At 33.3% G+C, this 25,054-nt stretch carries 27 protein-coding genes, 1 pseudogene and 1 other annotated feature; of the genes and pseudogenes, 6 read left to right on the top strand and 22 right to left on the bottom strand.

Annotated elements, in window-relative coordinates; genetic code table 11:
- Nucleotides 1-348: 348 nt before the first annotated feature.
- The 14 genes from ABC374_RS02055 to dfr form a co-directional block, all read right to left on the bottom strand.
- On the bottom strand, nucleotides 349-507 hold the full coding sequence (locus ABC374_RS02055) for a DUF1540 domain-containing protein (RefSeq protein ID WP_101645284.1): 159 nt from the start codon (nucleotides 505-507) through the stop codon (nucleotides 349-351).
- Between the two features lie 285 nt (nucleotides 508-792).
- On the bottom strand, nucleotides 793-2,040 hold the full coding sequence (locus ABC374_RS02050) for an MFS transporter (RefSeq protein ID WP_413020236.1): 1,248 nt from the start codon (nucleotides 2,038-2,040) through the stop codon (nucleotides 793-795).
- 120 nt (nucleotides 2,041-2,160) lie between these two features.
- Nucleotides 2,161-2,406 (bottom strand) — a binding site (T-box leader).
- Between the two features lie 168 nt (nucleotides 2,407-2,574).
- Nucleotides 2,575-3,084 carry a cupin domain-containing protein gene (locus tag ABC374_RS02045; RefSeq protein WP_413015580.1) on the bottom strand — a complete coding sequence of 170 codons (510 nt, stop codon included), beginning with the start codon at nucleotides 3,082-3,084 and terminating at the stop codon, nucleotides 2,575-2,577.
- 740 nt (nucleotides 3,085-3,824) lie between these two features.
- Nucleotides 3,825-4,235: a hypothetical protein gene (locus tag ABC374_RS02040; protein WP_063591536.1), complete on the bottom strand. Its 411-nt coding sequence runs from the start codon at nucleotides 4,233-4,235 to the stop codon at nucleotides 3,825-3,827.
- 61 nt (nucleotides 4,236-4,296) lie between these two features.
- The gene (locus ABC374_RS02035; protein ID WP_413015578.1) at nucleotides 4,297-4,734 is read right to left on the bottom strand and encodes a hypothetical protein; all 438 of its coding nucleotides are present in this window, start codon (nucleotides 4,732-4,734) and stop codon (nucleotides 4,297-4,299) included.
- A gap of 189 nt (nucleotides 4,735-4,923) precedes the next feature.
- Complete coding sequence (locus ABC374_RS02030; RefSeq protein ID WP_413015576.1) at nucleotides 4,924-5,286, bottom strand: CPCC family cysteine-rich protein; 363 nt, start codon at nucleotides 5,284-5,286, stop codon at nucleotides 4,924-4,926.
- Between the two features lie 143 nt (nucleotides 5,287-5,429).
- Nucleotides 5,430-5,651 carry a hypothetical protein gene (locus ABC374_RS02025; protein ID WP_413015574.1) on the bottom strand — a complete coding sequence of 74 codons (222 nt, stop codon included), beginning with the start codon at nucleotides 5,649-5,651 and terminating at the stop codon, nucleotides 5,430-5,432.
- 142 nt (nucleotides 5,652-5,793) lie between these two features.
- On the bottom strand, nucleotides 5,794-5,979 hold the full coding sequence (locus ABC374_RS02020) for a hypothetical protein (protein WP_413015572.1): 186 nt from the start codon (nucleotides 5,977-5,979) through the stop codon (nucleotides 5,794-5,796).
- Between the two features lie 216 nt (nucleotides 5,980-6,195).
- Entirely contained in the window at nucleotides 6,196-6,666 is a 471-nt protein-coding gene (locus ABC374_RS02015) for a UPF0158 family protein (RefSeq protein WP_331262938.1), read from the bottom strand.
- Between the two features lie 56 nt (nucleotides 6,667-6,722).
- Entirely contained in the window at nucleotides 6,723-7,766 is a 1,044-nt protein-coding gene (locus tag ABC374_RS02010) for a serine hydrolase domain-containing protein (protein ID WP_413015569.1), read from the bottom strand.
- Nucleotides 7,767-7,942: 176 nt separating this feature from the next.
- Complete coding sequence (locus ABC374_RS02005; RefSeq protein WP_264640768.1) at nucleotides 7,943-8,398, bottom strand: DUF4304 domain-containing protein; 456 nt, start codon at nucleotides 8,396-8,398, stop codon at nucleotides 7,943-7,945.
- A 169-nt stretch (nucleotides 8,399-8,567) separates the two neighbouring features.
- Complete coding sequence (locus tag ABC374_RS02000; RefSeq protein ID WP_413015567.1) at nucleotides 8,568-9,125, bottom strand: MEDS domain-containing protein; 558 nt, start codon at nucleotides 9,123-9,125, stop codon at nucleotides 8,568-8,570.
- Nucleotides 9,126-9,688: 563 nt separating this feature from the next.
- Nucleotides 9,689-9,949, bottom strand: coding sequence for a CPCC family cysteine-rich protein (locus ABC374_RS01995; protein ID WP_413015565.1), 261 nt, complete (start codon nucleotides 9,947-9,949; stop codon nucleotides 9,689-9,691).
- A 774-nt stretch (nucleotides 9,950-10,723) separates the two neighbouring features.
- Nucleotides 10,724-11,215: a DfrD/DfrG/DfrK family trimethoprim-resistant dihydrofolate reductase gene (gene dfr, locus ABC374_RS01990; RefSeq protein ID WP_413015563.1), complete on the bottom strand. Its 492-nt coding sequence runs from the start codon at nucleotides 11,213-11,215 to the stop codon at nucleotides 10,724-10,726.
- 186 nt (nucleotides 11,216-11,401) lie between these two features.
- On the opposite strand from dfr, the gene ABC374_RS01985 reads away from it, so the two are divergent.
- From ABC374_RS01985 to ABC374_RS01970, 4 genes are read left to right on the top strand one after another with little or no spacing between them, the layout of a single operon-like run.
- A complete protein-coding gene (locus tag ABC374_RS01985) occupies nucleotides 11,402-12,070 on the top strand; it encodes a GntR family transcriptional regulator (protein ID WP_413015561.1) in 669 nt (222 codons plus the stop codon).
- Complete coding sequence (locus tag ABC374_RS01980; protein ID WP_350301316.1) at nucleotides 12,054-12,725, top strand: DUF2848 family protein; 672 nt, start codon at nucleotides 12,054-12,056, stop codon at nucleotides 12,723-12,725. Before ABC374_RS01985 ends, ABC374_RS01980 begins: the two co-directional genes overlap by 17 nt.
- Nucleotides 12,726-12,737: 12 nt before the next feature.
- Entirely contained in the window at nucleotides 12,738-14,006 is a 1,269-nt protein-coding gene (locus ABC374_RS01975) for an MFS transporter (protein WP_350301315.1), read from the top strand.
- Nucleotides 14,007-14,011: 5 nt separating this feature from the next.
- Complete coding sequence (locus ABC374_RS01970) at nucleotides 14,012-14,800, top strand: carbon-nitrogen family hydrolase (protein ID WP_413015558.1); 789 nt, start codon at nucleotides 14,012-14,014, stop codon at nucleotides 14,798-14,800.
- A 523-nt stretch (nucleotides 14,801-15,323) separates the two neighbouring features.
- Here the strand turns inward: ABC374_RS01970 and ABC374_RS01965 are convergent.
- The 3 genes from ABC374_RS01965 to pdxR form a co-directional block, all read right to left on the bottom strand.
- Complete coding sequence (locus ABC374_RS01965; RefSeq protein ID WP_413015556.1) at nucleotides 15,324-16,016, bottom strand: M24 family metallopeptidase; 693 nt, start codon at nucleotides 16,014-16,016, stop codon at nucleotides 15,324-15,326.
- A gap of 88 nt (nucleotides 16,017-16,104) precedes the next feature.
- Nucleotides 16,105-16,866, bottom strand: a complete 762-nt coding sequence (locus ABC374_RS01960; RefSeq protein WP_413015554.1) for an HAD-IIB family hydrolase — start codon at nucleotides 16,864-16,866, stop codon at nucleotides 16,105-16,107.
- Between the two features lie 101 nt (nucleotides 16,867-16,967).
- Nucleotides 16,968-18,353 carry a MocR-like pyridoxine biosynthesis transcription factor PdxR gene (gene pdxR / locus ABC374_RS01955; protein WP_413015552.1) on the bottom strand — a complete coding sequence of 462 codons (1,386 nt, stop codon included), beginning with the start codon at nucleotides 18,351-18,353 and terminating at the stop codon, nucleotides 16,968-16,970.
- 404 nt (nucleotides 18,354-18,757) lie between these two features.
- Here pdxR and ABC374_RS01950 point away from each other — a divergent pair, with 404 nt between their 5' ends.
- Together ABC374_RS01950 and ABC374_RS01945 are read left to right on the top strand one after the other, a co-directional pair.
- On the top strand, nucleotides 18,758-19,174 hold the full coding sequence (locus ABC374_RS01950) for a hypothetical protein (protein ID WP_413015550.1): 417 nt from the start codon (nucleotides 18,758-18,760) through the stop codon (nucleotides 19,172-19,174).
- Between the two features lie 306 nt (nucleotides 19,175-19,480).
- Entirely contained in the window at nucleotides 19,481-20,023 is a 543-nt protein-coding gene (locus tag ABC374_RS01945) for a hypothetical protein (RefSeq protein ID WP_413015548.1), read from the top strand.
- Between the two features lie 319 nt (nucleotides 20,024-20,342).
- On the opposite strand, the gene ABC374_RS01940 is transcribed toward ABC374_RS01945, so the two are convergent.
- The 5 genes and pseudogenes from ABC374_RS01940 to ABC374_RS01920 form a co-directional block, all read right to left on the bottom strand.
- Nucleotides 20,343-20,903 (bottom strand): histidine phosphatase family protein, encoded by a 561-nt coding sequence (locus ABC374_RS01940; protein WP_413020234.1) that lies wholly within the window; start codon nucleotides 20,901-20,903, stop codon nucleotides 20,343-20,345.
- Nucleotides 20,904-21,037: 134 nt separating this feature from the next.
- Entirely contained in the window at nucleotides 21,038-21,967 is a 930-nt protein-coding gene (locus ABC374_RS01935) for an aminoglycoside phosphotransferase family protein (RefSeq protein WP_413015546.1), read from the bottom strand.
- A 158-nt stretch (nucleotides 21,968-22,125) separates the two neighbouring features.
- Nucleotides 22,126-22,659, bottom strand: a complete 534-nt coding sequence (locus ABC374_RS01930) for a GNAT family N-acetyltransferase (protein WP_413015544.1) — start codon at nucleotides 22,657-22,659, stop codon at nucleotides 22,126-22,128.
- Nucleotides 22,660-22,829: 170 nt separating this feature from the next.
- Nucleotides 22,830-23,336 (bottom strand): annotated as a pseudogene (locus ABC374_RS01925) (DNA topology modulation protein).
- Between the two features lie 1,114 nt (nucleotides 23,337-24,450).
- Nucleotides 24,451-24,600 carry a hypothetical protein gene (locus ABC374_RS01920; RefSeq protein ID WP_048680414.1) on the bottom strand — a complete coding sequence of 50 codons (150 nt, stop codon included), beginning with the start codon at nucleotides 24,598-24,600 and terminating at the stop codon, nucleotides 24,451-24,453.
- Between the last annotated feature and the right edge of the window lie 454 nt (nucleotides 24,601-25,054).

Genomic DNA, 25,054 nt, shown 5'->3' with positions numbered 1-25,054 from the left:
ATTAGTTCAAATAGAAGATAAATTAAAAAAGAGCAGATAATTTTTAGTTATCTGCCCTTCCTTTTTAACGGTTGGAATGACTATTGACTGCCTAGACTAAAACATTATCATTACCACCAACCGTCCAACATTATATCGCGCTAATACTATTGAAAATCCACCAAATATATAAATACTTACTTTAATAAAATTATTTTGTTCATTAATTAATAAAGTTTTTAAATTGATTTTCAAGTTATATCCCCTCTTGCATAGTCGTGCTAATTAAATTATTTTTAAGGGGACTGTTCCTATTTCTCGAATTAAAAAACCGGGCGGCATCAGCCGTCCGGCCCATTCTGTATTCCATTATTGTTTGCGAGGTTCAAAGGTTTTACAAGCCGTTTCCTCAACATTGTCAGCATCATTGTTATCAAGGCCCACGACATAAATGGAGTCGGCAACACATTGATTCCCCTCGGCCCAGTACGTACAATTCTCTACGTTACACAAAACTTCGAGTTTCATAAAATGTCTCCTCCTCTTTATCGTTTAGTAACATATCCCCGTTTTTGGATATGGATAAACTCTCATAAGCTTCTTCCTTCTTCTATGGAATTACCCAAATGTCTGTAAAACCAAGCTCCCACTAGCCTTCTTTGCTGACCATAAGAGCATATAGAATGGAATTCACTATGCCTTCCGCTGCTTCTGGAGGCAATTATCAAAAGGCTGACGAAGCAGCCATACCTACTTAAACTAACGCACCCGTTAGTTCACTAAGGTTGGGATGTTTTCTTCTAATAATTCTGTTTAAAAACCCTTAGTTCTAACAGATTCAGGTTGGTATAATTGCTTTTTTGAGGGTAACAAGCTAAACACACACAACGTTAAGGAGAGTATCATCATAACTAAAACACCTGAAATCACAACAGTTTGAATTGAAGTAACCAGAGCCGCAGCTCCCATAATACTTGTTGCCGTGATGACTAAAATCGCTTGAAATAAGCTATAAACACTCCCAACTCGCCCCATCACATCAACTGGTATATTGTTCTGATAAAATGTTAGAAATCCCGTATTAGCATAAGCTATAAAAAAAGCTAGGATAAAGAAACCTACTGCTGCAATGATAAACGTACTTGAAATAGAATATATAATATAACCAGTTGAGACTAGTACAGACCCCACACCTATTAATAATGAGGTTTTTATCTTATTAACTATTAATGAGTTTGTTATTGATCCAACTACAATACCTACCCCAGCAATAGTGACCAAAAAACCATATTCACTGTCTGACAAAAATAGTACCTCTTTGGCAAATGCTGCTTCAAGAGAATCTACTGCACTCGCCATAATAATCATCACACAGCTAAACAAAAAGTAAATCATCATTATGTATCTATTTTGACGACTAAAATCAACTACGACATACCAATCCTTTTTTATTATTTCCATTGATAGTTTATTATTCATTGAGGAAACAACTGTTTGTTTTTCTAAATCAGGCATTAATAACGTAATCATACCTGATATAAATAATGCTATTGCATTTGTATAGATTGCAAATATTGGAGTACCAATTAAAAACAATAATCCTGCAACAGATGGACCTATTAAAAATGCTCCTGAAGTAACTAAACTATGAAGGGAATTAAATCGTTTTCTTTGTTCTTGTGGAATTAATTTTGTAATGTAAGTCATTGATGTGGGACCAAACATAGAACTCGCCATATTTATGATAAATACAACTAAATAAATGGGGGAAATGGATGACATAAAAGGTAATAAAGCTATAAATATAGCTCGGAATAAATCAAAAAAAACCATTAGTGTTCGTTTGTTTAATCGGTCAATAATACTTCCAGCCCAAAAATTCGTACATAAAGTAGCTAAGGGTTTGATGATGTATAAAACAGATACTGCAAGAGGAGAGCCAGTCATATCCAAAACAATTAAATTAAGAGATATGAAATAAATCCATTCACCCACATTTGAGACTCCAATTCCTAGTAACAATATTGATGGGAATTTCCAAGACGCAAATTTTTTCTTCAAAACCATCTTATCTCCCTCTATTCTTATTAAAATATAGAAATTTTATGCTAGAGACCTAACCTATACTTTTATTTATTGTTTAGATACAAAATAAAAAAATCCCACCCCCAAGACCTAAGTCTTGGGGACGAGATTTAAAAATCGTGGTACCACCCCAGTTTATTAATATGTCACCATATTAAACTTATCAGGTACAGAAATCCTATACCCTAGCTCTATAACGGGAGCTCCCGTCACACCATCCCCAAAAAGGTTCCAATATGATACTCAGAGGCTTGGTTCAATAAATCATCCTTACTCCTTTCCACCAAACGGAGCTCTCTAGAAAGAATTGATTTTATTTACTCTTCTCTTCATCGCATTTTTTATTAAATTAATATTAACTAATTTACCGTTTTATGTAAATTATAAAATCTACATTTATGGCTTATGCAACTATCCTGCCCCGTTAGTTCATTTTGTTCCATGGACGTGACTTTTAGAAGGGGGACTGGGAAAGTACTCAATATTTGCGATACAAAGAAGGCTTTCGTTTTAACTGCTGACATTCCATTCCGATAGTAATGGTCCATGATCGCCGAAAACAGGATCAGTTTCGGGAAGGGTTACTTTAGGGATATCCTCCAAGGATTGAAGCCTGTCTTCGGCATTCTCCGTTTTCAGATTGTATTCCTTTCCTTCGGGATAAGCACCAACTATCTTAAAATCATTGCTCGAAGCCAGTCTTTTATGTCCTGTTCCTGCCGGTAAGATGAGTACATCACCGTTTTTTATCTCTACAGATTTTCCCTTTTCCCCTCCAAGTTGAACGATTGCATTCCCTTGTAATACACCAAGCACTTCATGGGCATTGCTGTGATAATGGTGAAAATCAAAAACGCCATTTATCCAGCTATTTCGCCAATTATTTTTATTGAATATTTCCTCTGTCAATTCAGCCTGTTCTGTTAAGGCACCGGGATAAAGGAGAATGGGAAGAGTAGGGTTGTTTGGAATTATGCCATCATCCTCAAACCAATATGCTTGTACTTCATTACTATTCATAGATAACCTCCGAAGCTTTTTATAGATAAATTCCCTAAAGGCCTGACTGTAAAACAACTTATAACTCTCCCATTGACACCATTTCGATTCCCTAAGGGACCTGACGGGCATCACAGCGTTTCTGGTGTTAAATGGAGACAGTCAAATTTAATATGAAATCGAAGAAACTATGAATGAAGCGATAGTACTGCTGATTCGAGCGAAAACTTGATTATTTAAGTGAAAACTCTTATGATTGCTGCGAAAGCCGAGATTCCTGCACTATCTATTCAAGAGGATTGCATTACAAAGCCAATAAAAAAAGACAACAGGCTGCGGGTAGCCTGTTTTTCTGCAACTATTTCATATTGCATTTTAAGTGTGCTAAGACTTAATTAAATGTTGGTGGGACCCCATATAGGCAGTACATGCTCATCTTTCTCTCCATGAAACCCGCCCGTCATTTATGCAATAAAAACGGAAAATACGTAACATGATTTTCCGACAAAAGGCGGTATATCAACGATGTATCAAATCCTGTATATGGGATAATTCGATGCCATTTTAAACCCATTGATATCACTGGGTTTGTGAAAAGATCAACTGCCGAGAAGGTGTGTTATAAGGCTCTAGCAAACCTTATAACAAGTGTTAGCGTTTTACTCAATGTATAAAAGTTCACGAAACTATTAAACGCCCTGTATGGCCGAAATACTGTGTCCTTATAGAACTAACGCACCCGTTAGTTCATTAAGGAAAATTCATTTTTCAAATCTAACTAACGTTTTTTCGGGAATTTCAATCTGGTCAATATCAAAGTTATTGATTTGGAGGGTTATCTCACCATCTCGCTTTTCATCTTCTTCTCCTACCCAACAACTATACAGTTCAAAAAAATCACCTTTTTCAAGGTAACTGTCCATAATTTCACATAGTTCTATTAGCTTCTTCTTCGATTCGGCACACGTTCTTGGGTTCATATATTTTGAAATCTCAATTCCCCAATGACTTGATACTTCATAAACGTAAGGAGTAGTAAACTGATATTCCTTTACATTTAGCAATTCAAACTCACCGGCAAAACAACCGCCAATATAAAGAAATTCATCTGAATATTCATCATCATTAATCGGTATTTCTATATTACACCCAATATAGGAAGCCAAACTCATTTCCACTCACTCCTTGTTATTCCTTCTTTAACAAAAGCACCTGTTAGTTGATAAAGGGACACTATTTTTCATTTATTAGTTTTCCGCCTTTTGACTGATAAGCTCTCAAAGACTTTCCTTGTTCAGTTTGTGGATAATACTTTACTTCACAGTAGTAGTTACCTTCTTCTACACCCTGATAATTCTTAGGAAACATAATGCTATACTTTCCAAAGTTAGCCTCTGTATGTCCCCCTCTTGTAATATCGAATATGACGATCTCACAATCCCCTTTATATTGTTTCGTCTTATCAGCTAAAACGTTAGGCAGGTCTAACAAAGAATAAACAAACAGGAATCCTGATAGGAGAAATAAAAAGGCGACTCCCAGAATGTCCTTGATCGGTATCTTATACGAATCTCCGTTTTTCTTTTTCAATTTATAAAAATGCCAAAAATAAGCCGACATCCCCACAAGCATTACAAATGACAAGATTAGTAATGAGAAATACTGTGCCAATTTCCTTCAATTCCTTTTTTATAGTTTCTTCTTATACGTTCCCGAATCAATGATGTTTCAATTCACTTGTTGCAAAATTAGCCCAAAAAAAGAATGAAACCTTATGGAACTATACTGCCCCGTTAATGCCATAAGAAAAAGCTGCCTTAAAGACAGCTCCGATCTTCAGCTAACGCACCCGTTAGTTCATTAAGGGACTTCTATTAAAATCTTCTCGTAAGACTTTATTTTGCTCCAAAGTGCCTTGTATTCTAACGAATCTGGTTCACACTTGTCTAATTCAATGAACGCACTTATTAAAGATTTTTTTGCTTCAATTTCTTTATCAGTTTGAGTAAGTATATTTCTTCTATCCCTATACATAATGAGATTTTCTTTAAAATTTCTTCTTGCTTCTGTAAGAGAGTAATCCCCATTTGGACCACCCCAAACTTGATTTGCATATGGGTCGTCTTGTCCATCATCTTCCCAATTACAAAGTTCACATATATCGTAAACTTCACGCTCTTCTAATGTTGGAAAGCCACAACAAGGACACTTTTCACGTTGCACTAAAATCCCACCCTAATTGTTCTAATTAATTTTAATACTACCAAAATCTTTTAAGGGTAAAACGTACTATTCTGCCCCTTTAGTTCTAAGAAAAGGAGCTGCTGATTAGCTCCTAGTAATGAAGTAAAGCACCTGTTAGTTTATTAAGATAAAAAAATAGCTATTATACCGAAAATGGAACCAATAATAAGTAAAATAGCTTCTTTTGAGTATTTTCTATCCCATTTATGTACAAATCTCTTTGATATACTCCTATCATCATTGATGGCCTCTTTAAATTCCTTACTAAACCTTGATGTTTGAAAAATAAAATACAAATATATAATAATTGCAATTAAAGCACATATTATTCTTAACCAATTCATAATCGATTCACCCTCAAAATCAAAGTGTTCCTTTTATACATTTAATATCACTTCTCCATAAAGACATCTTACCAAAAACCCTACATTATACCTCAGGAAAGGTATTCCATCTCTTGTTGAACTAACCTGCCCCGATAGTTCATTAAGAAAAGTACCTCTTCTTTCTTTTATTTCTAAAATAGCCTCCCATTGTCACTCCAAGACCCCCAAGTAAAAAAATGAGTATTAATTCGCCAATATAATTTGAAGGGTTAATTATATTAAAAATAATTGTGCAAAGTGCTCCCCATAGAAGAAAAAGTAGCAAATCTCCAATTTTAAATTTCATAGTATTTCTCCTTTGTTTGTTAAAAATCTTTGTTTTTCGATATATAAATTCTAATTCATTCATCACTCTTTTGGGTCAATTATTTCATATTAAACAGTTGCATAAAGAAAAAGCTGCCTTAGTGACAGCTCCGATCTTAAGCTAACGCACCCGTTAGTTGAACAAAGAGCAATCACCTTATTCAGCCATAGGTCTCGTGCCATACATTTTTAAAGTCTAATTATCAATAAAGTTTATGTTATTGTCTAGACACCATTTAATCGCAATTTGTTTATATCGTTCGTCACGATAAGAATACCATTGGTCCTCCATTTCAAAGTCAATGATTTTGTCCTTAAACCTTCTAAAAGCACCCTTCCCCTTAATTGAACTTAATAATTTATCTTGCTTTCTTTCATCACTAACAGTTAAGCAAAAGTCTTCTATGATCTCATATTCATTTACTTCATATTTTGTTGGGAGTTCCTTATAATTCTCAAAGTTTTCAAATACATCATTAGCAACTTTTCTATCTTCTTGTTCCCACTCAGGTAAATGCCCGAATTCTTCTTCATCTTCAGCTGCTCTCAAGTCATCCAAAGTTACTGAAATGATTTCACCAGTTTTTACATTCAAAAATGTCCGAGACTCATCAAACTGCATTTCCAATTCTTCAATAATGGCCTGAATCTTTACTGGATTTCTCAATTATTGATCACCCTTTAATTTTTTACTAATGCACCCGTTAGTTTAAGTACATTTCTTCACAATCCAGAAGCGTAGGAATCATATATTTCACCAATGATCCCTTTCAATTGATGGACATCTAAATTTGTATTTGTCATTATGACTAATCCTTTTTCTAAATAGGGATATGCAACCATCATACATTGACAGCCTACTCCCCAACCAAGCGATGAAATTTCTAGTTCTCCTTTTGAATCATCTAAAAACCCCCCTAGTCCAGTCCACTCTTTACAACCTTGGGAGGTTATCAGTTCTTTTGCTTTACTTACAGAAAGTCCAATCTTACTTTTACCTTTTAAAGAATTAATTAATTCAATAACCAAAATGGATAAATCTGAAGGTGTTGTCCATAGTCCTGACGCAGCTTGATAGGGGTATATAGCATATTTTCCATCAACTAATTCTCCACTTTTTTTATGACCACAAGAAAAGTTATCACTTTTCTCTTCTGAAATGGTCATTGCTAATGAACTGTTGTGCATTTTTAATGGTTGAAATATTAGTTCGTCCATTATTTCTTCGAAACGTTTACCAGTCACATCTTCTAAAAGTAGTTGTATTATACAATAGCCTGCATCTGAATATTGAAAGTCGCTCTTAGGTTCATAGTTCACTTGAATAGGTACTTTACAATAGTGTGTGTGTCCCTTTAATAGGTCAACGATTGAGGGAATACCGTCATTCGAATTAAGTTCCATAAAACTATCTTCAGGGTCTATAATTCCAGATTGATGACTTAGCAAGTTTCTTAATGTAACATATTGGTTTTCCGTAAATTTATTATCAGGAACTTTCCACGAGGTTAGCTTTTTGTTTATATCCTCATCTAAATCAACAAGACCTTGTTCAGTTAGTAGCAAAACAAGCATCCCGGTTAAGAACTTACTAATCGAACAAGCACTAAAAATAGAATTACTATTTACAATTTTGGTCGTTCCTGCCTCAAGTAAACCATAGTGTTCAGTCATACTAATTTGAGCGTTATTAATTAGTGCAATGCTCAAACCATTTACATTATGATAATCCATACGCTCTTTAATGCTTATATTAGTAATTCCCATATTACCCCTCCGTTTTTATAACATTATTTTACCATTAGTGGGGATATACGGTTCATTTTATATCCTTTGCTTTTGCAGCTAACCTGCCCCGTTAAGTTGCATAAAGAAAAAGCTGCCTAAAAGACAGCTCCGATCCTTAGATAACGCACCCGTTAGTTCAACAACAAGGGATATGTTCAATCAAAATTAATGTCACCTTGTTGTTTCGTCTTTTTCTTAATAATACGAGCTATTTTATCCGAGTTCCACCATTCCTCTGCTTTAGGTAAAAGAGAAACAACCTCGCTGGCTAATTTTGTAAAAATGTCAGGTGGAACGGGTTCTTCGTCATATCTAAAAGAGTCGTGGTCTTCCGTTGGTTCAAGTCGTGTCATAGGAACATGGTGGGTAGTGTTTACCTTATTCGGAGGAAAATGAGGTCCACCCTTAATTGTAAAACCATTGGCTGGTGACGCACCTATTTCAACAATGAACCCACCACCATACTTGTCAAAGAAGAAAGAAATAAGGTCAATTCGGGTTTCTAAAATCCTTCGAAAATGAGGAAAAGAACCTTTAAATCCTTTCTCTCTTAATAATGGAATAAGAATTGATTTCAGTGCTTTAATCATTTCATCACGTCCAGAAGCCATACAATAACCCCTTTTTTATGATTACTTTCATTTCTCAAATCCTATTATATCCCAATATTCCTTGTTCAACTAAACTGCCCCTTTAGTTCAACAAGAAAAAAGCCGCCGTTCATGCAGTCAGTTTAAAATATCAAAATGAATTAGGTGAGAACAAAACTAAACATAGCAACTATACTATAATTGTTCTGATGTAATAAGCGGAAGGACGAAGTTCAATGTCTGTCATGAGGAATTCATGGCTTTTCATTAAATTTTGCATTATAGATTCAGTTATTGTTGCTGTATCATATGCGCAAACTGATACTAACCCCATTTCATTTACGCTTTTATTTGCTACTTCTTCAAATTGATTTATTTTTTGTTCTATTTCTAGCTGATGCCCCCACTCTACATGAGCCCATGTTCGAATCGTTAAATTTTCATCAAGGAACGGTTTTAAAATTTCTTCAAAATCCGCTACAATCGTTGGCGTATGAAAATCCCCGTGTTTACAGTAGAAAGCAAAGTTGTCTGTATAGTGTACGTTAGACAATTCTTCAGCGGTAAGCACTAATCTAACTTTATTAAATATCCTTACAGAAATGCTTTCATTTTCGATTAATATTATATGGTCTCCTTGTTTAATACCGGAGACTATAAAAGAGACAGCATTCTCTATATAATAGTCAATTTGTTCAAAGTGATAAAATATATGTTCTCCATTGGATAATTTCAAATTATATTCCACATTATGGTCTCCTTTTTAACTGTATTGTAACACTACAAAACATACTTCAAGATAATTGAATATCGGAATAAAAAATATATTTTCACAAACAGTCATTTACCTAAAATATGTTTACATAACAGCACTTATCTGAAATTTTCATACTTTTCAGGATATATTCCCTTAAATTCAAGGATTAGGCTGTGATTTCTTTGGGTAAAGATTCTAAAAGCTGATAATAAAGCATTCCACCATAATTTAGTCCTGGATAAAGAATGTTTAATGCTTCAACACCACGTTCGTTGAGAAGATTTAAACGTTCCTTGGTTGCTCTAAAGATGCTTTTAGATTTCCCAACAAGTAAGCCATAGTGCTGCCTCCCCATAGAAGCTCTATGTTAGTGGTCAATTATTTATATTCAATTGTTACTACCCGATTTATATATGCGCTTAAACCATTATTCTTTTTTGCCGAACCTTGTTGAACTAACCTGCCCCGTTAGTTCCATAAAGAAAAAGCTGCCTTAAAGACAGCTCCGATCTTCAGCTAACGCCCTTGTTAGTTTAATAATTCCCTATGTAAACTCATAACGGTTTCCAATTAGGATCCTTTATATCGGATTTATTTGGCTTTCTTACAAATTGTAAACTTCTTTCACCTTTAGCCCCAAATTTTTTAAAATTTAGTTGTGCTTCTCTAAAGGGAACATAATTTGCTCCATCCTCATCTGGATGTTCATATTGGTAACCATCATCTTCCCAAAAACAGATTTCACAAATATCATACGTTCCTGGAGGTTCTTCATCTAAAGTTTTATATCCACAACAAGGACAAGTATATTTCATACAATCACCTCGACAATTTTTATGAATTTTACCATGATTTCTTGTTCAACTAAACTGCCCCTTTAGTTCCATAAGAAAAAGCTGCCTTAAAGACAGCCCCGATCTTCAGCTAACGCACCCGTTAGCTGAATAAAAAACACTTTATTTACTAAACTCAAGTTCATTGTTTTTGATATTTTGTATTTTGCATTGCCCACAAAACCCACAAAACCATAATTAAATTAATAAAAAATAAATTCAATGTAATTCTTTCATGAAAAACAATTGAAATAACATCATTAACAATTAAACTAAAAAAAGTTAATAAAACACCTATTAACAATGCATGAACAGATAGTTTTAGTATCTTTACTTTTGAAAATTTTGGTAAATTTAATATTTTATCTCACTCCTTAATCAGCATCGTAAGCATATATAATTACCAATAGCACCGATCTTAAGCTAACGCACCCGTTAGTTGAATAAATCTATTTGAATATAAAGTATAGAACAATTGCCCCAACTACAATAACCCCTCCAATTGTGGGGCTTCCATAAAACGTTCTATTCCATCCATCATCAGTATCAATTTTGCTTTATTTACGTTTACCTTCATCATTTCTCAAGGATTTCACCTCCGATTATTCACTTCTCCTTTGACATTTATCTTTATTACGATTTAACCGATTTAAAGTTTCAAATTCCTAAGTTCTTCAACTATTCTGCCCCTTTAGTTGCATAAAGAAAAGCTGCCTTAAAGACAGCTACGATCTTAAGCTAATGCACCCAGTTAGCTTAATTAAGTTTTCTTTCATAAACGTGAAAATAGTAGTTATAAGGGTTTTTTTCATTCATTATCCCTTTTTCAACAGATACTTCTTTCCATTCATCGAAGTTAACTTCTGGAAAAAATATATCTCCTTTAAATTCATGATGAATTTTTGTAATATACATCTTCTCAACATAAGGCAAGAACATATTATAAATCTGTTCTCCACCGAAAATAAAAATCTCTTCTTCATTTTTACATAACTCAAATACATTTTCGATTGAATGGACAATTTCACAACCGTCAAAGCTAAAATCCTTATCTCTCGTCAAAATAATATTTCTTCTGTCAGGTAAAGCCCTTCCGATTGACTCAAGGTTTTTTCTACCTAATATAATTGGATGTCCCTTTGTAGTATTTTTAACATACTCCCAATCCTTTGGAATTCTCCATGGAATATCATTCTCTTTGCCAATTACTCTATTCTTGTCCATCGCAACAATTAAAGAAACGTTCATATATGACACAGCCTTTTTTCACTATTTTACCATGTAATCTTGTATTTCTATTGAGATTCTTTGTTCAACTATCCTCCCCCTTTAGTGCCCTAAGAAAAGGGCTACCAAAGAAAACATATTATTTTGAATTGACTGAATTTTGGGTTTATAATATAATTGGTATACCACATACCAATAGGAGGAAAAATGAAAAAAATAGAGACAGTTATGCCGTTAAGAGATATAGCTTTTGAGGCAATTAAGAAATCAATTTTGAATTATGAACTTCTACCTGGTCAAGCAATATATGAAAGAGACCTCAGTGAAAAATTAGGTGTAAGTAGAACTCCTGTAAGAGAATCCCTATCGTTATTAGAAAGAGAAAAATGGATAATTTCAAAGCCACGAGTTGGTACGTTTATTAATGAAATTACAGAAGAAAATGTAATTGAAGTCATGGAAATACGAATGATTTTTGACCGATTCTCACTAGAAAAAATCTGTGGAAATATTACTCCAGAACAAATAAAAGTATTAGAAGGTTACATAGAGGAGCAAGAAAAAAATAAAACAGATCACCAAAGATTTATTGAATTAGATAAAGAGTTCCATTCTGAAATTGTATTATTAACTAAAAATCAGCGATTAGAAAAATGGTTTGAAGAAATTGGTGATCAGATTAGATGGTTTGGGTTAAAAGCCATAACTGAGAAGTCGCGTATTGAGGAAACAATATCTGAACATAAAGCAATTGTACAAGCTTTAAAATCACAAGATATTAATCAACTTCTGGTAGCATCAAATAATCATGTCGAAAATACAAAAAATGAAATTGTTAATCAATTGAGGAGGAATTCAAATGAGAAAAGAAATTAATTTACATCTTTCTAATGGAGAGGTTAAAAAACATGAAATTGATATTAATAAAGTAATTGTTGTTGGGTATGGTGGAAGAAATATAGAAAAGATCCAAGAACACATAGATGAATTAAAAGAATTAGGAATTGCACCTCCACCTAATGTACCGATGATTTATCCACAAAAAATAGAACAACTGAATTTTTCTAATGAATGTCATGGAAGCAAATTCTCCTCTGGGGAAACAGAATATGTGTTATTCCATGACGGAAAAGAATGGTTGGTTACCCTTGGAAGCGATCATACAGATCGAGAAGTAGAAAAAGAAGATATTTTAAAGTCTAAATCAATATGTGATAAACCTCTTGCAACTGACTTTTGGAGATTAGCAGATTTAAAGGAAGACTGGGATAATATTATTTTACGTTCTTATGTTACTTCAAATGGAGAAAAAAGTTTATATCAAGAAGACACACTAGAAGCTCTTTTAGAGGTTGATGTTTTATTGGAAAAGCTGGACAAATTCGGGGAAAAAGATTTAGAACATACTGTTATTTTTTCAGGTACCGTGCCTACAAAAAATGGATTTGTTTTTGGTGATAAATTTGAATACGAAATTGAACACCCCAAATTAAACAGAAAAATTAAACATCATTATTCCATTGTTTATTAAGGGGGGATTGTTTTGAAAAAGAAACCGACAAAAGTTAGATGGGGACTAGCATTCTTTTTCTTTATCATCGGTGTAATCGCTTACATGGATAGGTCAAATATTTCAATAATAGCAAAACCAATGATGGATGATTTAGGCTTAGATAAAGTTCAGTTTGGTATGCTTGCATCATTATTCTCATTAGGTTACGCGTTAGTTCAAATTCCAGCAGGACTTATGGCAGAAAAGTTTGGCCCAAGAAAAATGATCACTTTTGCTCTAGTATGGTGGTCAGTATTTACGGGTTTGACGGGTGTAGTTAAATCTCACGGTCTATTGTATATGGTGAGATTCTTCTTTGGGATCGGTGAAGGACCAATGTTCCCAGCTAACGCCGTATTTAATACAAACTGGTTTAGAAGAGATGAAAAGGCTAGAGCATCTAGTGCTCTATTGGCAGGTTCATATTTTGGACCAGTTATAGCCCCTATCGTTACAGTTTATATATATCAATATTTTGGCTGGCAAGCTGTATTTTATATTTTTGGATTAATAGGAATAATCATTGCAGGTGTATGGTACATTGTAGCTAGAGACTATCCTGAAATTCACAAGTTAGTAAATGAACAAGAAAAAGAATATATACTTGAAGACAGAGAACTTGTCGAAACCGCTAAAGTTAGAGCACCATGGAATACTTTTCTAAAAAGCTATAGATTTTGGGCGTTAGGAATGCAGTATTTTGTTGTTTTATATATTATTACTTTCTTTTTAGTTTGGTTACCTACTTATCTACTAGAAGATAGAGGATTCTCATTAAGTAAAATGGGATTTGCTGCAAGCCTACCATGGTTAGCAATACTAATAACGGTAATGACTGGGGGTATTCTTTCTGATTATTTAGTACGTAAAGGTTTTTCTAAACAAATATCTAGAACTTCGTTAGCTATATCAGGTTTAATAGTATTTATTATTTCAATGTACCTGGCTGTTATGACAGTATCGCCTTATATGAATGTTTTATGGTTATCATTATGCTTGGGGTCACTAGGATTCACAGTAGTTTGTTCTTGGGCTTCTGCTACAGACTTAGGCAGAAACTTTTCAGGGTCCGTTTCAGGTTGGATGAACTTGTGGGGAAATCTAGGAGCATTTGTCTCACCGTTATTATGTGGATGGTTAGCAGAAAATTTTGGTTGGAATATCACATTAGGAGTAACTGTAATCCCAGTGTTTATTGCAGCTATATTATGGTTGTTTGTAAAACCGGATACTTCGTTACTAAATAATATTGAGGAGTGAATAATGTGAATTATTTGGTATTTCAAATGGAATTAGAAGTTGGGAATCCAGAAGAGAATAGGAAAATCATTGAATGCTGGTTAGAAGCTAACTACAGTGATGATTTGGACGTTGTAGTACTTCCTGAAATGTGGTCTACGGGTTATGCGTTAGAAGAATTGAAAGAACTCTGCAAAGTGGATGGTAATCAATCAATTGAATTTTTACAATCACTGGCTAAGAAGTTTAATGTAAACTTGGTGGGTGGCTCGGTTGCCGTACTAGAAGGTAAAGATATCTTTAATCGTGCAGTTATTGTCAATCGAATAGGTGATATTGTTCATACATATGATAAGATGCACCTTGTTCCGATGTTAGATGAACCCAAGTTTTTAACAGGCGGTCATAATCAAGTGGAAGTATTTGAACTTGAAGGTGTGAAAATGGGGATTATTATTTGTTACGATTTACGATTCCCTGAAATTATTCGTGACTTAGCATTACAAGGTATTCAAGTGCTACATATCGTAGCAGAATGGCCACTCGCAAGGGAGACACATTGGAATACGTTACTTCGTGCGCGCGCAATTGAGAACCAAATGTATGTTGTTGCATCAAATGTAACGGGAACAAAGTTAGGAGTGGAATTCGCAGGTTGCTCACAAATTGTAGATCCATGGGGAGACATTGTTCAAAAATTAGATCAAGAAGTTGGTGAATTAAAGGCAACTTTAGATTTAGAAAAAGTACCCCAAATAAGAAAAGATGTTCCCATATTCGATTCCAGAGTACCAGAAAAGTATAGAAAGTTATAAAGTAGGAGCTACTCCAGAGATACCAATCTTTAGGAGTAGCTTTTCAGGTTTAATTCAACAAAGCATTAATTTGATATAAAATTCAGACAATTATATATTGGGATAATTAAAAACACCTAAACTGCCTTGTTAGCTCCAGAAGAAAAGAACTAATCGTCACAGATCTTTAAAGAACTAACGCACCCGTTAGTTCATTAAGAAAAGCGATTCTTATTAAAGAATCGCGACCTTTTCTTGAATAAGCATACAATTTTCCTAACTTTAAATAACCCTTTAAGTGCTATATGTATCAATAATTTGAACGTATTGATATCTTTAACAGGTAAGAAACGTGATCGACCTGAAAGTGATAATGGTGCAATGTGGTTCACTAAAATCAAATTAAAACAATGCAATTTGACGAATTCCTTAAACATTAGAATAGATTTCACTAAACCAACAGATCCCTGTAACAAAATTGAACATTTTGTTACAGGGATCGTCTTTTAATCTTAGAGTGGTCTCCAGACCCTACTATCCCCATTTATTCAACTGTTAATAACTGTTCATAGAAACCGCCTATTTCTAGGTCTCGATCAATAAAATGTATCTCTAGAATCCAATCTCGTGGTTGATCGTTTCTATCAGGTTCTCTCATGGGAACTTCATTATCAGGATGAATATAGTTCTCAACTTCTTCTCCTTGAACTCGTTCGTGAGGGAACTCACCAATAAGATGCCCGGCGTGCGGACCTCCATATTCCCATCCATACTTTTTTGCAAGATCACAAACAAATGCGAAGAGTTCACTACCTGTAATATTAGGCCTGGATTGAAAGAAGGCTTTTCCCTCTTCCCAAGCTTGTTTAATGTCATTACGAAGCTTTATTTTGACCGGATCTTCTCCAAGAACGTATGTCCGGCCGAAATCAGCTTCCCAGTCTTCAAAGATGGGACCAAAGTCAAGAAATACAATATCTTCCTCCGACACGGTTAAATCTGGTGGATTTTCTCTATAAGGAAATAATGTGTTCCTTCCAGCTCGCACAATGCGTTTATGCCAATATTTCTTAATTCCGAACATTCGAAAGGCCAATTCATAAATTTCTCTATTGATTTGTTTTTCAGTTACACCATCACGTAATATACCTTTTTCTTCAACCACTCTGAATAGCTCTTCAGCCTTCCTTTCGGCATCTCTTAAGGCTGAATGTCTTTTCTCTAGGAATTGATTCAAAACTTCCCTCCACCTCTCATAATAATATATTAAAATTGATCATACTTAATTGATGTTTAGAAGAAAAGTAAAATTAATAATTATCCTTTTAAACAAATATTGTACTAAGCTCTTGTAGTTTTGATATAATATTTTGTTCGACTTTTTCATCAACTAAAATTTGATCCTTCGCTATCATAAGAAGAGGTTCATATTCACCGATTACTACTGAATAGTGAGCTTTTTGAAATAATGGGAGATCATTCATGTCATTTCCAAAGCAAATAAACTCCTCTAGAGAGAGACCTGATTCCTCCAGGGCCGCCATTTTATTCACATCTTTATATGTTATATCTAAAATACCTTCAGCAGAATGATAATGAATGGTGACATCTAATTGTGTTATTCTTTCAGATAATTCTTCAAAGTTATTACAAGATAACACAACGATTTTAATGAAAGATTCAATTTGATCAATTTCTATATGGTTAGCCAACTTATGTGGATCTACATTCATTAGAAAAGGATGATGATGCTTTAAATTGAAAGAATAGTTCCATTTATCATCAATAAGATATTCAGCATGATAGTCATCTAGTATATTTACTATCTCTTCAGCTACTTTAGTAGGAATAGGTGTAAAGCATTTGGGTTTTCCTTGGTTATAAGTCATCGCCCCATTCGCTCCGATTAAAAGATGGTTCTTAAATCGGTTATCTAAAATTGGCAGCATATCACGACAAGGTCGTGCGGAAGCAAATCCAATAAAATGACCGGATTCCTGTAATTCCATTAAAAGATTTAAAATGTTCTTTGAAATTGGTTGTCCCTTAAAGCAAATTGTTCCATCCATATCAAAAATTAAGTTCATGTACATAACCACCTTAATAAGTTTGATTTAAGTACATAGTAAACAGAACTTCTTTACTGTAAAAGGGACAGAATGGATAAAGTGAGTAGGACAGGCTGAGATTAACCGGATTCAAACCAAGCCTCAGCTAGTAATTTTGTGCCTTTATAGATCTGCTCACAATTTAAAGCTCCATAACCTAGCAGTACTGTTGGATACTTACCTGTCGTATGAAACCAATATCTAGATGTTCCATAAACTTTAACGCCTTTTTTTAAGCCCAAAGCAATTAATTCAGATTCTGTTTTATCTGTTTTAACAGTTAAGAAAGTGTGTAGACCTATATCTTTCCCTTCGATTTCCACTAAATTTCCCATATTATGCGATATAGCTTCGAAAAAAACTTTCCTTTTCTCTTCATATTGTTTTCGCATCTTTTGTAAATATTTATACCAATATCCGTCGGATAAATATTGAGAAAAAGTCAATTGATCAAGTCTAGGAACAGATTGATCATATTCTGGCATTTTAGAGTAAAATAAGGATAGTACATCGTAAGGAAGTACTATGTAACTTAAATTGGAGACTGGTAATAACACTTTTGAAATTCTTCCAATATAAACTACCTTTTCGGGATTTAGACTTTGAATGGAGGGTAAATAACCATCTTCATATTTAAATTCCCATTCATAGTCATCCTCTATGATATATTTATTTGAAAAGACCCACTGAATCAACTGTTGTCTTTTTTCTTGAGACATAGCCATCTTGTTCATAAATTGCTGTGACGGACTTACATACATAACATCTGCATCACTTTTTTCAAGTTCTTCAATAGAAACCCCGTCTCCAGTCAATGGAATAGCATGCACTTGAAATCCATGGTTTAAGAAAGTGTTCCTTGCCCCATCGTAACCGGGATTCTCCACTCCAATTATATATTTATCCGCTTCTAGAAGTTGGCATAAAAGAGATACAAGTTGCTGAGGGGTAGAACCGATAATAATTTGTTCAGGGTTAGATACCACTCCCCTCGATTCATACAGTAATCTTGAAAGTTCTTTCCTTAAGATATATTCTCCTTGCGATTTCCCCTCTACCATATAATCACTTTGATTATCCGATATAAATGTGTTACGCACTTTATTCCATTGATTAAAAGGAAATGAAGCAAGTTCAATATTTCCGTAACGAAAATCTAAATGTATATTCTTATTATAAGAGTTATCTGAAACAAATAGGTTATCATAAACGTTTTGATCACCTTGATATACAACTTTATATCCTTTTTTTGGAATGTTGCATATGTATCCTTCTGATACTAAAAGGTGATAGGCACTCTCTATCGTATTTTTACTTACTTTAAGCGATTGTGCACAGCTTCGTATGGAGGGAAGAAACACACCATATTCTAATTGTCCCTGTAATATTTCATCTTTAAAATAACTATAAATTTGAAAAAATAAAGGTTTTTGATTGGACAAAAGATTTAAAGAAAACTCACGCACTCTATCCCTCCTTTCTTCAACACTAAATAGTATTAACAGGCGTGTTAATTAAATTTTCCACTACATTCAGTCCTATGTTGATTTCACGTTGAAGTTCTTTTGAATGTAAATAATCGCATAGACAGAAAGATGTTTTAACTGCCTTCTAAGCTCACCAAGCGCTTGATACTTAGGATTTACCACCTCTAATATTAACATAAATATCCAGTCGTTTTTTGGAGATCTTATTCAATTAAATGGCCCAATTGTTGAATAAAGATCAACCAGCACTCTTCAACTATCCTGCCCCGATAGTTGCATAAGCAAAAGAGCTGATTGCACAGCTCTTATTTTAGCTTATGTTGATTTAAAAACTGGAAGTTGTAGGATAATATAGCATTATTATGGAAAAAAGGAGGGTTTATATGAAAAAAATTATTATCGTATTGCTATCATTTTCATTATTTTTCACCATTGTTCCACCTGGATTAGCAAATGGTATGGATAATCTTCAAGATTCTTCATCTACATATATTGATGAAGATAATTGGGTCGAATATGAAAGTGAACAAGAACTATTAAATCATATTGAAGAAATAAACTGGGATGATATTACATTCGATTTAGAGGCCAATGATGATGAAATAAACTGGAATGACATTCCAATAGAATTAGATAGCGCTATTGTGACAGATATACAACCCAGGATTTGGGGACTTGTAGCACGACTTGTTTTATCAGGCGGCAAGTATGTAATAAAATATGGTAAAAAGGTATTCAAAAAGGCTCCTACCACAAAGGTGACTAATGCTTTAGTCAAAGTACTCAACAGGAACTTATAAAACGGGTAGTCATACTTTTAAACTAACAAAAACTGATATGAAACATATGTAAACTAGGCACCACCCTAAATATTGGGATGGTAGTGTAAAAGCAAATCAAACATATTATAATCCTGATTTATCAGTTAACGAAGTTAAAAAAATCGCACTAACTATCGCAAAACAAAACAAAACTACTTTATCAAAAAAGGGAACAACCTCTACATTTCAAGTTACTGGAACCGTAGATGGAGTAAAATATGTATTGGGTATTACCAAAGGACATATTAAACAACTATATCCCAAATAAGAATAGGTGAGAATGACATGAACTCCTTGCAAATTAATAGTTTTATTTTAACAAAAAAAGTTACTGATCTAGGTGATCTAATTAAATATCCTGATGATTATACTATTAATCTATCTTTAACTCCGCAGCCTTTTGTTAAAATTATTAAAGATAATCCTTCTGATTATATACAAGAGGGTATTCTTGTAATAGATGGCGGAGTAATCCTTTCTTTTAATAATCAAACAATAGTGGGTCACAACTATTGGGATGACTTAACAACATTATGGTCATATTTATTAAATGTAATTGAAGACTATTCGACTTATGGAGAAGGATCTTGTTTTTACCCGGACCAACCAATTGAGATACGTATAAAAGATGTAGATTCAAATTCAGTAGTATTATCAGTAGATAATAAAGAAATAAAAGTCAACAAAAATAGTTTTTTCGCAAAAATTATTTTTGAAGCTAAGTATTTCTTTGAAATATTAACTACCGATTTAATGTTGCCGAAATATAAACACGAGCTAAAACAAATTGAGGATATTTGTAAGCTTTTAAACTTAAACAGCTTATAATTGTTTAAAAGCCCCTCTCACTACGAGAAGGGCTTTTTTTCAATGAAGTACTATTAGGGATAGTACAAATAATAATATCTCCATTCAATTTCTAATTATTCATCATACAAAAAAATCCTTACCCAAATAAGTTCGGGCTAGAAATGTTGATTTTTGAACAAATAAAAGAGACCACTTATTGTGGTCTTCCTTTATGCCCTATAGAACTAACGCACCCGTTAGTTTAAGTACAATCCTTCACAAATATAAGAACAAGAGCTGCCATGCAACTCCCTTATTGATTAAATCCCTTGTTAGTTGAACAAAATAATACGCCTAATCAAATATTTATTATTGTTTCTTCTTGCCATATACGTTCCATATTTACATCATTTTTTATAAAAGTTAATTGAAAGACGTCAGGATTACTAAGATTCTTCCAACATTCAAAATCAAAGTTATTATTATAATTCTTTAGCAGTAAAGACATTAAATTTCCGTGAGTAACGATTATTGTGTTTTCAGTTTCACTTTTAAACACTTCACCTACAACGTTTACTATTCGGTTCATTGCTTCTTGACTCGACTCTCCTCCTTCAAATTTCAACTCCATATCATTGAACGTTGCTTTAAGTTTTTCAAACCAGTCAGGTAAGTCCGTTGTACTTAGTGTGCGTTCTGACAAACGTTCATCAATCTCTATTTTCAAGTTTTTTTTCTTACTTATTGGTTCTGCTGATTGAATAGCACGTAAAAATGGACTTGATATGATTCGGTCAATTTTAGTATTGGAGAAAAATTCAGATAAATCTTTCGCTTGTTTCAATCCTTTTTTTGTTAATTGTGCTTCAGGAGGTTGGCCCTGTGCTTCACAATGTCTAACAACATAAATCTTTTTTATCATACAAGTATCCCCCAATTAAATAGTAAAAGCTTATTCTACTATTCTCTTTTATTTTCCTTGATTAACTAAACTGCCCCTTTAGTTCCATAAGTAAAGGGCTGCCGCAGCAACCTCCCTTATTAAAGCACCTGTTAGTTTAATAACTTATTTGGTTCATACCATGTAGGTTTTAGTAATTCAAAATCTTTGTGGTCTTCCAACACAACGTATAATCGTGTTATCATTGCATCTAAATTGTCTGGTGCAAATCGTAAAGACCATACAACTGATGAAAAGATAACCATTCCCGTATAGATAGAATAAAGCATCCAAAAATCTTCAGGAACACTACCAACAAAATATCCTTCAATTTGTCCAATTGAAAATGGAACGCTTAATTCCCTTTGAAATAATGCTACTTTTACAAAGTCATGATATGGGTCCCCCCAATCAAAATTATTAAAATCAATTACACCAGCATACTGCTTATCATTCACAATAATATTCTCCAGATGAAAATCATCATGCTGCAAGTGATTGGAACGATTTTTTACATGATGTTTATTCTTTTCAATAAAATCAATAATCTTTTCTTCATTTTTAATCTTTATTCCACAAGATTTGTAAGCATTTAGATATCTATAATGCTTATCCATCACTCGTTCATACCAGTTTTTAACTGTTGAAGGAGCTTCATATAAATGCATCCTCGATAGTTGTATACCTGCTTCCATTCCAATTTTATATTGTTCTTCTTCTTTAAGTGTATGTATTGCCTCTTTTGCATCTATACCATCTATATAAGAGTAAATATTATAACCGGCGTTTAACGCTTCAATAATACCTATATCAATCGGTTGTGATGATTGAACATTAAACTGTTTCATTTTGTTCAATATTTGAAACTCTGCCTTCTTCTTTTCATGCCCCACCATATCATATACCCGTAACAAAAATTTGTTATCATCAACATAAACCACATATTTTTTATCGGGAGAGTACCCTTTTGATAGTTTTTCAATTTTAGTGGCGTTTTTTAAAAACTTTACTCTGTCTCGAAGAATTTTTATAATTTCATCCATATATTACCTCAACTTTTAACTTTTCACTTCTATAACATTAACAAATGTCCCTTTAGTTTTCAGTTATTCCACTAACCTGTACCTTTAGTTCCATTAGAAAAAGGCTGCCGCAGCAACCCTTTGTTAAACGAACGCACCTGTTGGCTGAAGAACTTTAATTAATTATTACTTTCGAGTAATGAATAGACATAGGTATCGTGTGCTTCACCATTTTGATACATATACTTCTTCAAAACTCCCTCTTTTTGAAAACCAATTTTAATTAGTAAATTATTAGATGCTTCATTGTCAATAAATACAACAGCACCTATACGAGTTAAATCCATAACATCAAAACCATATGAAAGAACTTTAGATATTGCTTCTGAAGTATATCCTTTTCTCCACTGCTCTGGATGGATTTCATACCCTATTTCTGCTCTTTTATGTTTAGGCAACCAAGCATTAAAGCCAATTGTTCCAATTATACCTTTGGTCTCTTTTCTTTCAATCCCCCAGCGTATGCCTCTTTGTTCATCGTAGTTTTTTGAAAAGAAATCAACGAACTTCTCTGCTTGTTCTATACTCCGTAATGTTTCTTGCCCATAATAACGTGTTACATTGTTGTTAGAAAAACAAGCGAAAATACCTTCTGCATCCTCTTTTTTTATTTCTCTTAGTATTAGTCTTTCTGTCTCTAATATTGGAAACATTAATAACTCTCCCTTGTTAGGTCTTATGTATATTTATTACATATTATACCATATATTTCATTAGGTTCTTAATGACCTAACCTGCCCCGTTAGTTCCATTAGAAAAAGCTGCCTTAAAGACAGCTCCGATCTTCAGTTAAAGCACCCGTTAGCTAAACAAAAAGTTATAGTTATTGCACTTTTTCCAAAAAATATTGAACTTCTTTTGGTGATTTTAAGATAATAACTTCTTTATCTTTAGACAACTGATCAAGTCTCTCTAAAATTTTAGGTCTTTTCGTCTTGGGATATTCCCATATCCATTAAAAAAACTCAAAGGAAAACCTTTCTTCGCAACCTTCTCCCATATCTGGTCTTGTTTTATTTCGATATTGAAGCATTCTTTTAAATGCACGAAAGACGCAAATTGTTCTCGGAATATCGAGAAAGATTATTGTATCGGCTGCATTAAGTCTTATCTCCATTGTCCCACCATAGTTCCCATCAATTATCCATTCTTCTTCTTTAACTAATTCTTTTTGAACTCTTCTTTGTTCATCTCTTGGAACACCTATCCAATTAGGTTTCCAGAATAATGCATCAAGATGATAAACATTTCTTTTTGACTTTTCGCCTAACTGCTTTGCCAAAGTGGATTTTCCAGAACCCCCCGAACCAATAATGACAATTTTTTTCACCAGATACCTCCCCTTATAAAAGCAAACTAATTCCACAAAAAAGGGTAATAATCCTTCTTAAGCAATCCTGCCCCTTTAGTTCCATTAGAAAATGGAGCAGTTTCCAGCCCCATAAAGAAGTAAAGCATGCGTTAGTTGCATAAGTAAGAGGTTTGAATAAATAGCCTATATATATTTGAACGATGAATAACTTACCTATTTTCTTGTGTTTGTTTGCCACCATATACAGAAAATTGGAAAAAACGTAATCAAAAACGTAACTAAGTTTATAAATTTATCAAAAAACACGTTAGAAACATTGATATATCAACAATTTAATAGATTGCAGTTTATTCATTTAAGGTATATTTTCCCAATTATTTTAAATTATTCTATGTTAGTTCTTACGATGAATACAATGTTTCTTAACTATCGCAATTGACTAGAATTGATTTACAACTATTTAGAAACGTAACCAAAACCGTAGCCATTTTTATAAAAAACTCGTCAAGCGTAAAATTGAAAGTATGAATTAAAGCAGCCGTTTCTATATTGGAATGCGTTGCTTTATTTTTTATTGGAGCATATCAGAAATGTTTAGCTGTGGTAAGAAAACTACTAGCAATAAAAGCTATTAAGCTAAACGCTGGTAGCTTGCTACATTCCATCTATGCTTATTAATCAGCTTTGTGTGTTCAGAAAACCATTCTAAGCGATTTTCAAACTGTCTAATGATGATTGATAAGCTAATTTTGTCTAAGGCTAACTCTAACTCATCATCTATCTATTTTTTTATATAAAGAATTTCATAAACCTGTAAACCTTTTAACCTATAAACGTTGATATAGTAGGTTTTTTATAGGTTTACTCATTGGATCGAGACTTATCTTTTTATTCAGCTACCTAAGCCAAGTGAGTATCCAAATGTTTTAAAAATTTCTGCTGGAGATTACTGGTGTATCCAAAATAACGGCTGGTCTATTGATTCCGCTACTGAAATTTTTAGTAAGGAATGGATATCTGATGACCAGTTTTTTGTCACCGAATCTGAAATTTATGGGAATAATAAACTCTAAAAGAACTTCGAATAAGAAAAACATAGGGAGATTTTAGTCTTCCTATGTTTTCATTCATATTATTTATCTGTTTGTTTTTGCTTCTTTTTCAAATACTCCGCACGTATTTTTTCAAGTTGCTGCTTTTTATCAAATTTGGCAGGCTTCTGTTTTTCATGAAACTTTGTCACAGCTACCTTACCTTTGGTATCCAATTGATATTTTCCCACTTTGTTCACCTACTTTTCTTGTCTTTAAAGAGAATCTATTCAACAAATATAATATACCTTATTTTACTGAAGTAAACCTTATTACTTTATTAGTGTACTGGTAACTTTGCATATATCAGTAAAAACATTAAAAACTTAGTAAATAATTCATCGACAAATGGTATTCATTTCATTGCTATAATCAAAATAAAATGCACTCTGCATAAGCCTCAATAATTCTATTTCTTGTTTGTTCAGCTCTCTTCTAAAGGTCCAATTGTTCGGTAAATAAGGTTTAAAATATTAAAACAATCTAAGTCTACTCCATCTTTTAAATGGTTCTTAATGCTAATAACCATTACGTTCTCGATGATTTCAATTTAGGTTTCTTTTTTTTTGCAAAGTCTTTTTACTACTTGTTTAAAAAAATCTACATCCCCAATATTTTTCTCCAAAAAATCACCCCTTATTCTTA

Source organism: Peribacillus phoenicis (genome assembly GCF_047238085.1).
Taxonomy (GTDB): Bacteria; Bacillota; Bacilli; order Bacillales; family DSM-1321; genus Peribacillus.
Note: the sequence above shows the minus strand (reverse complement) of the source record. Positions and strands in the feature narration are given on the sequence as shown.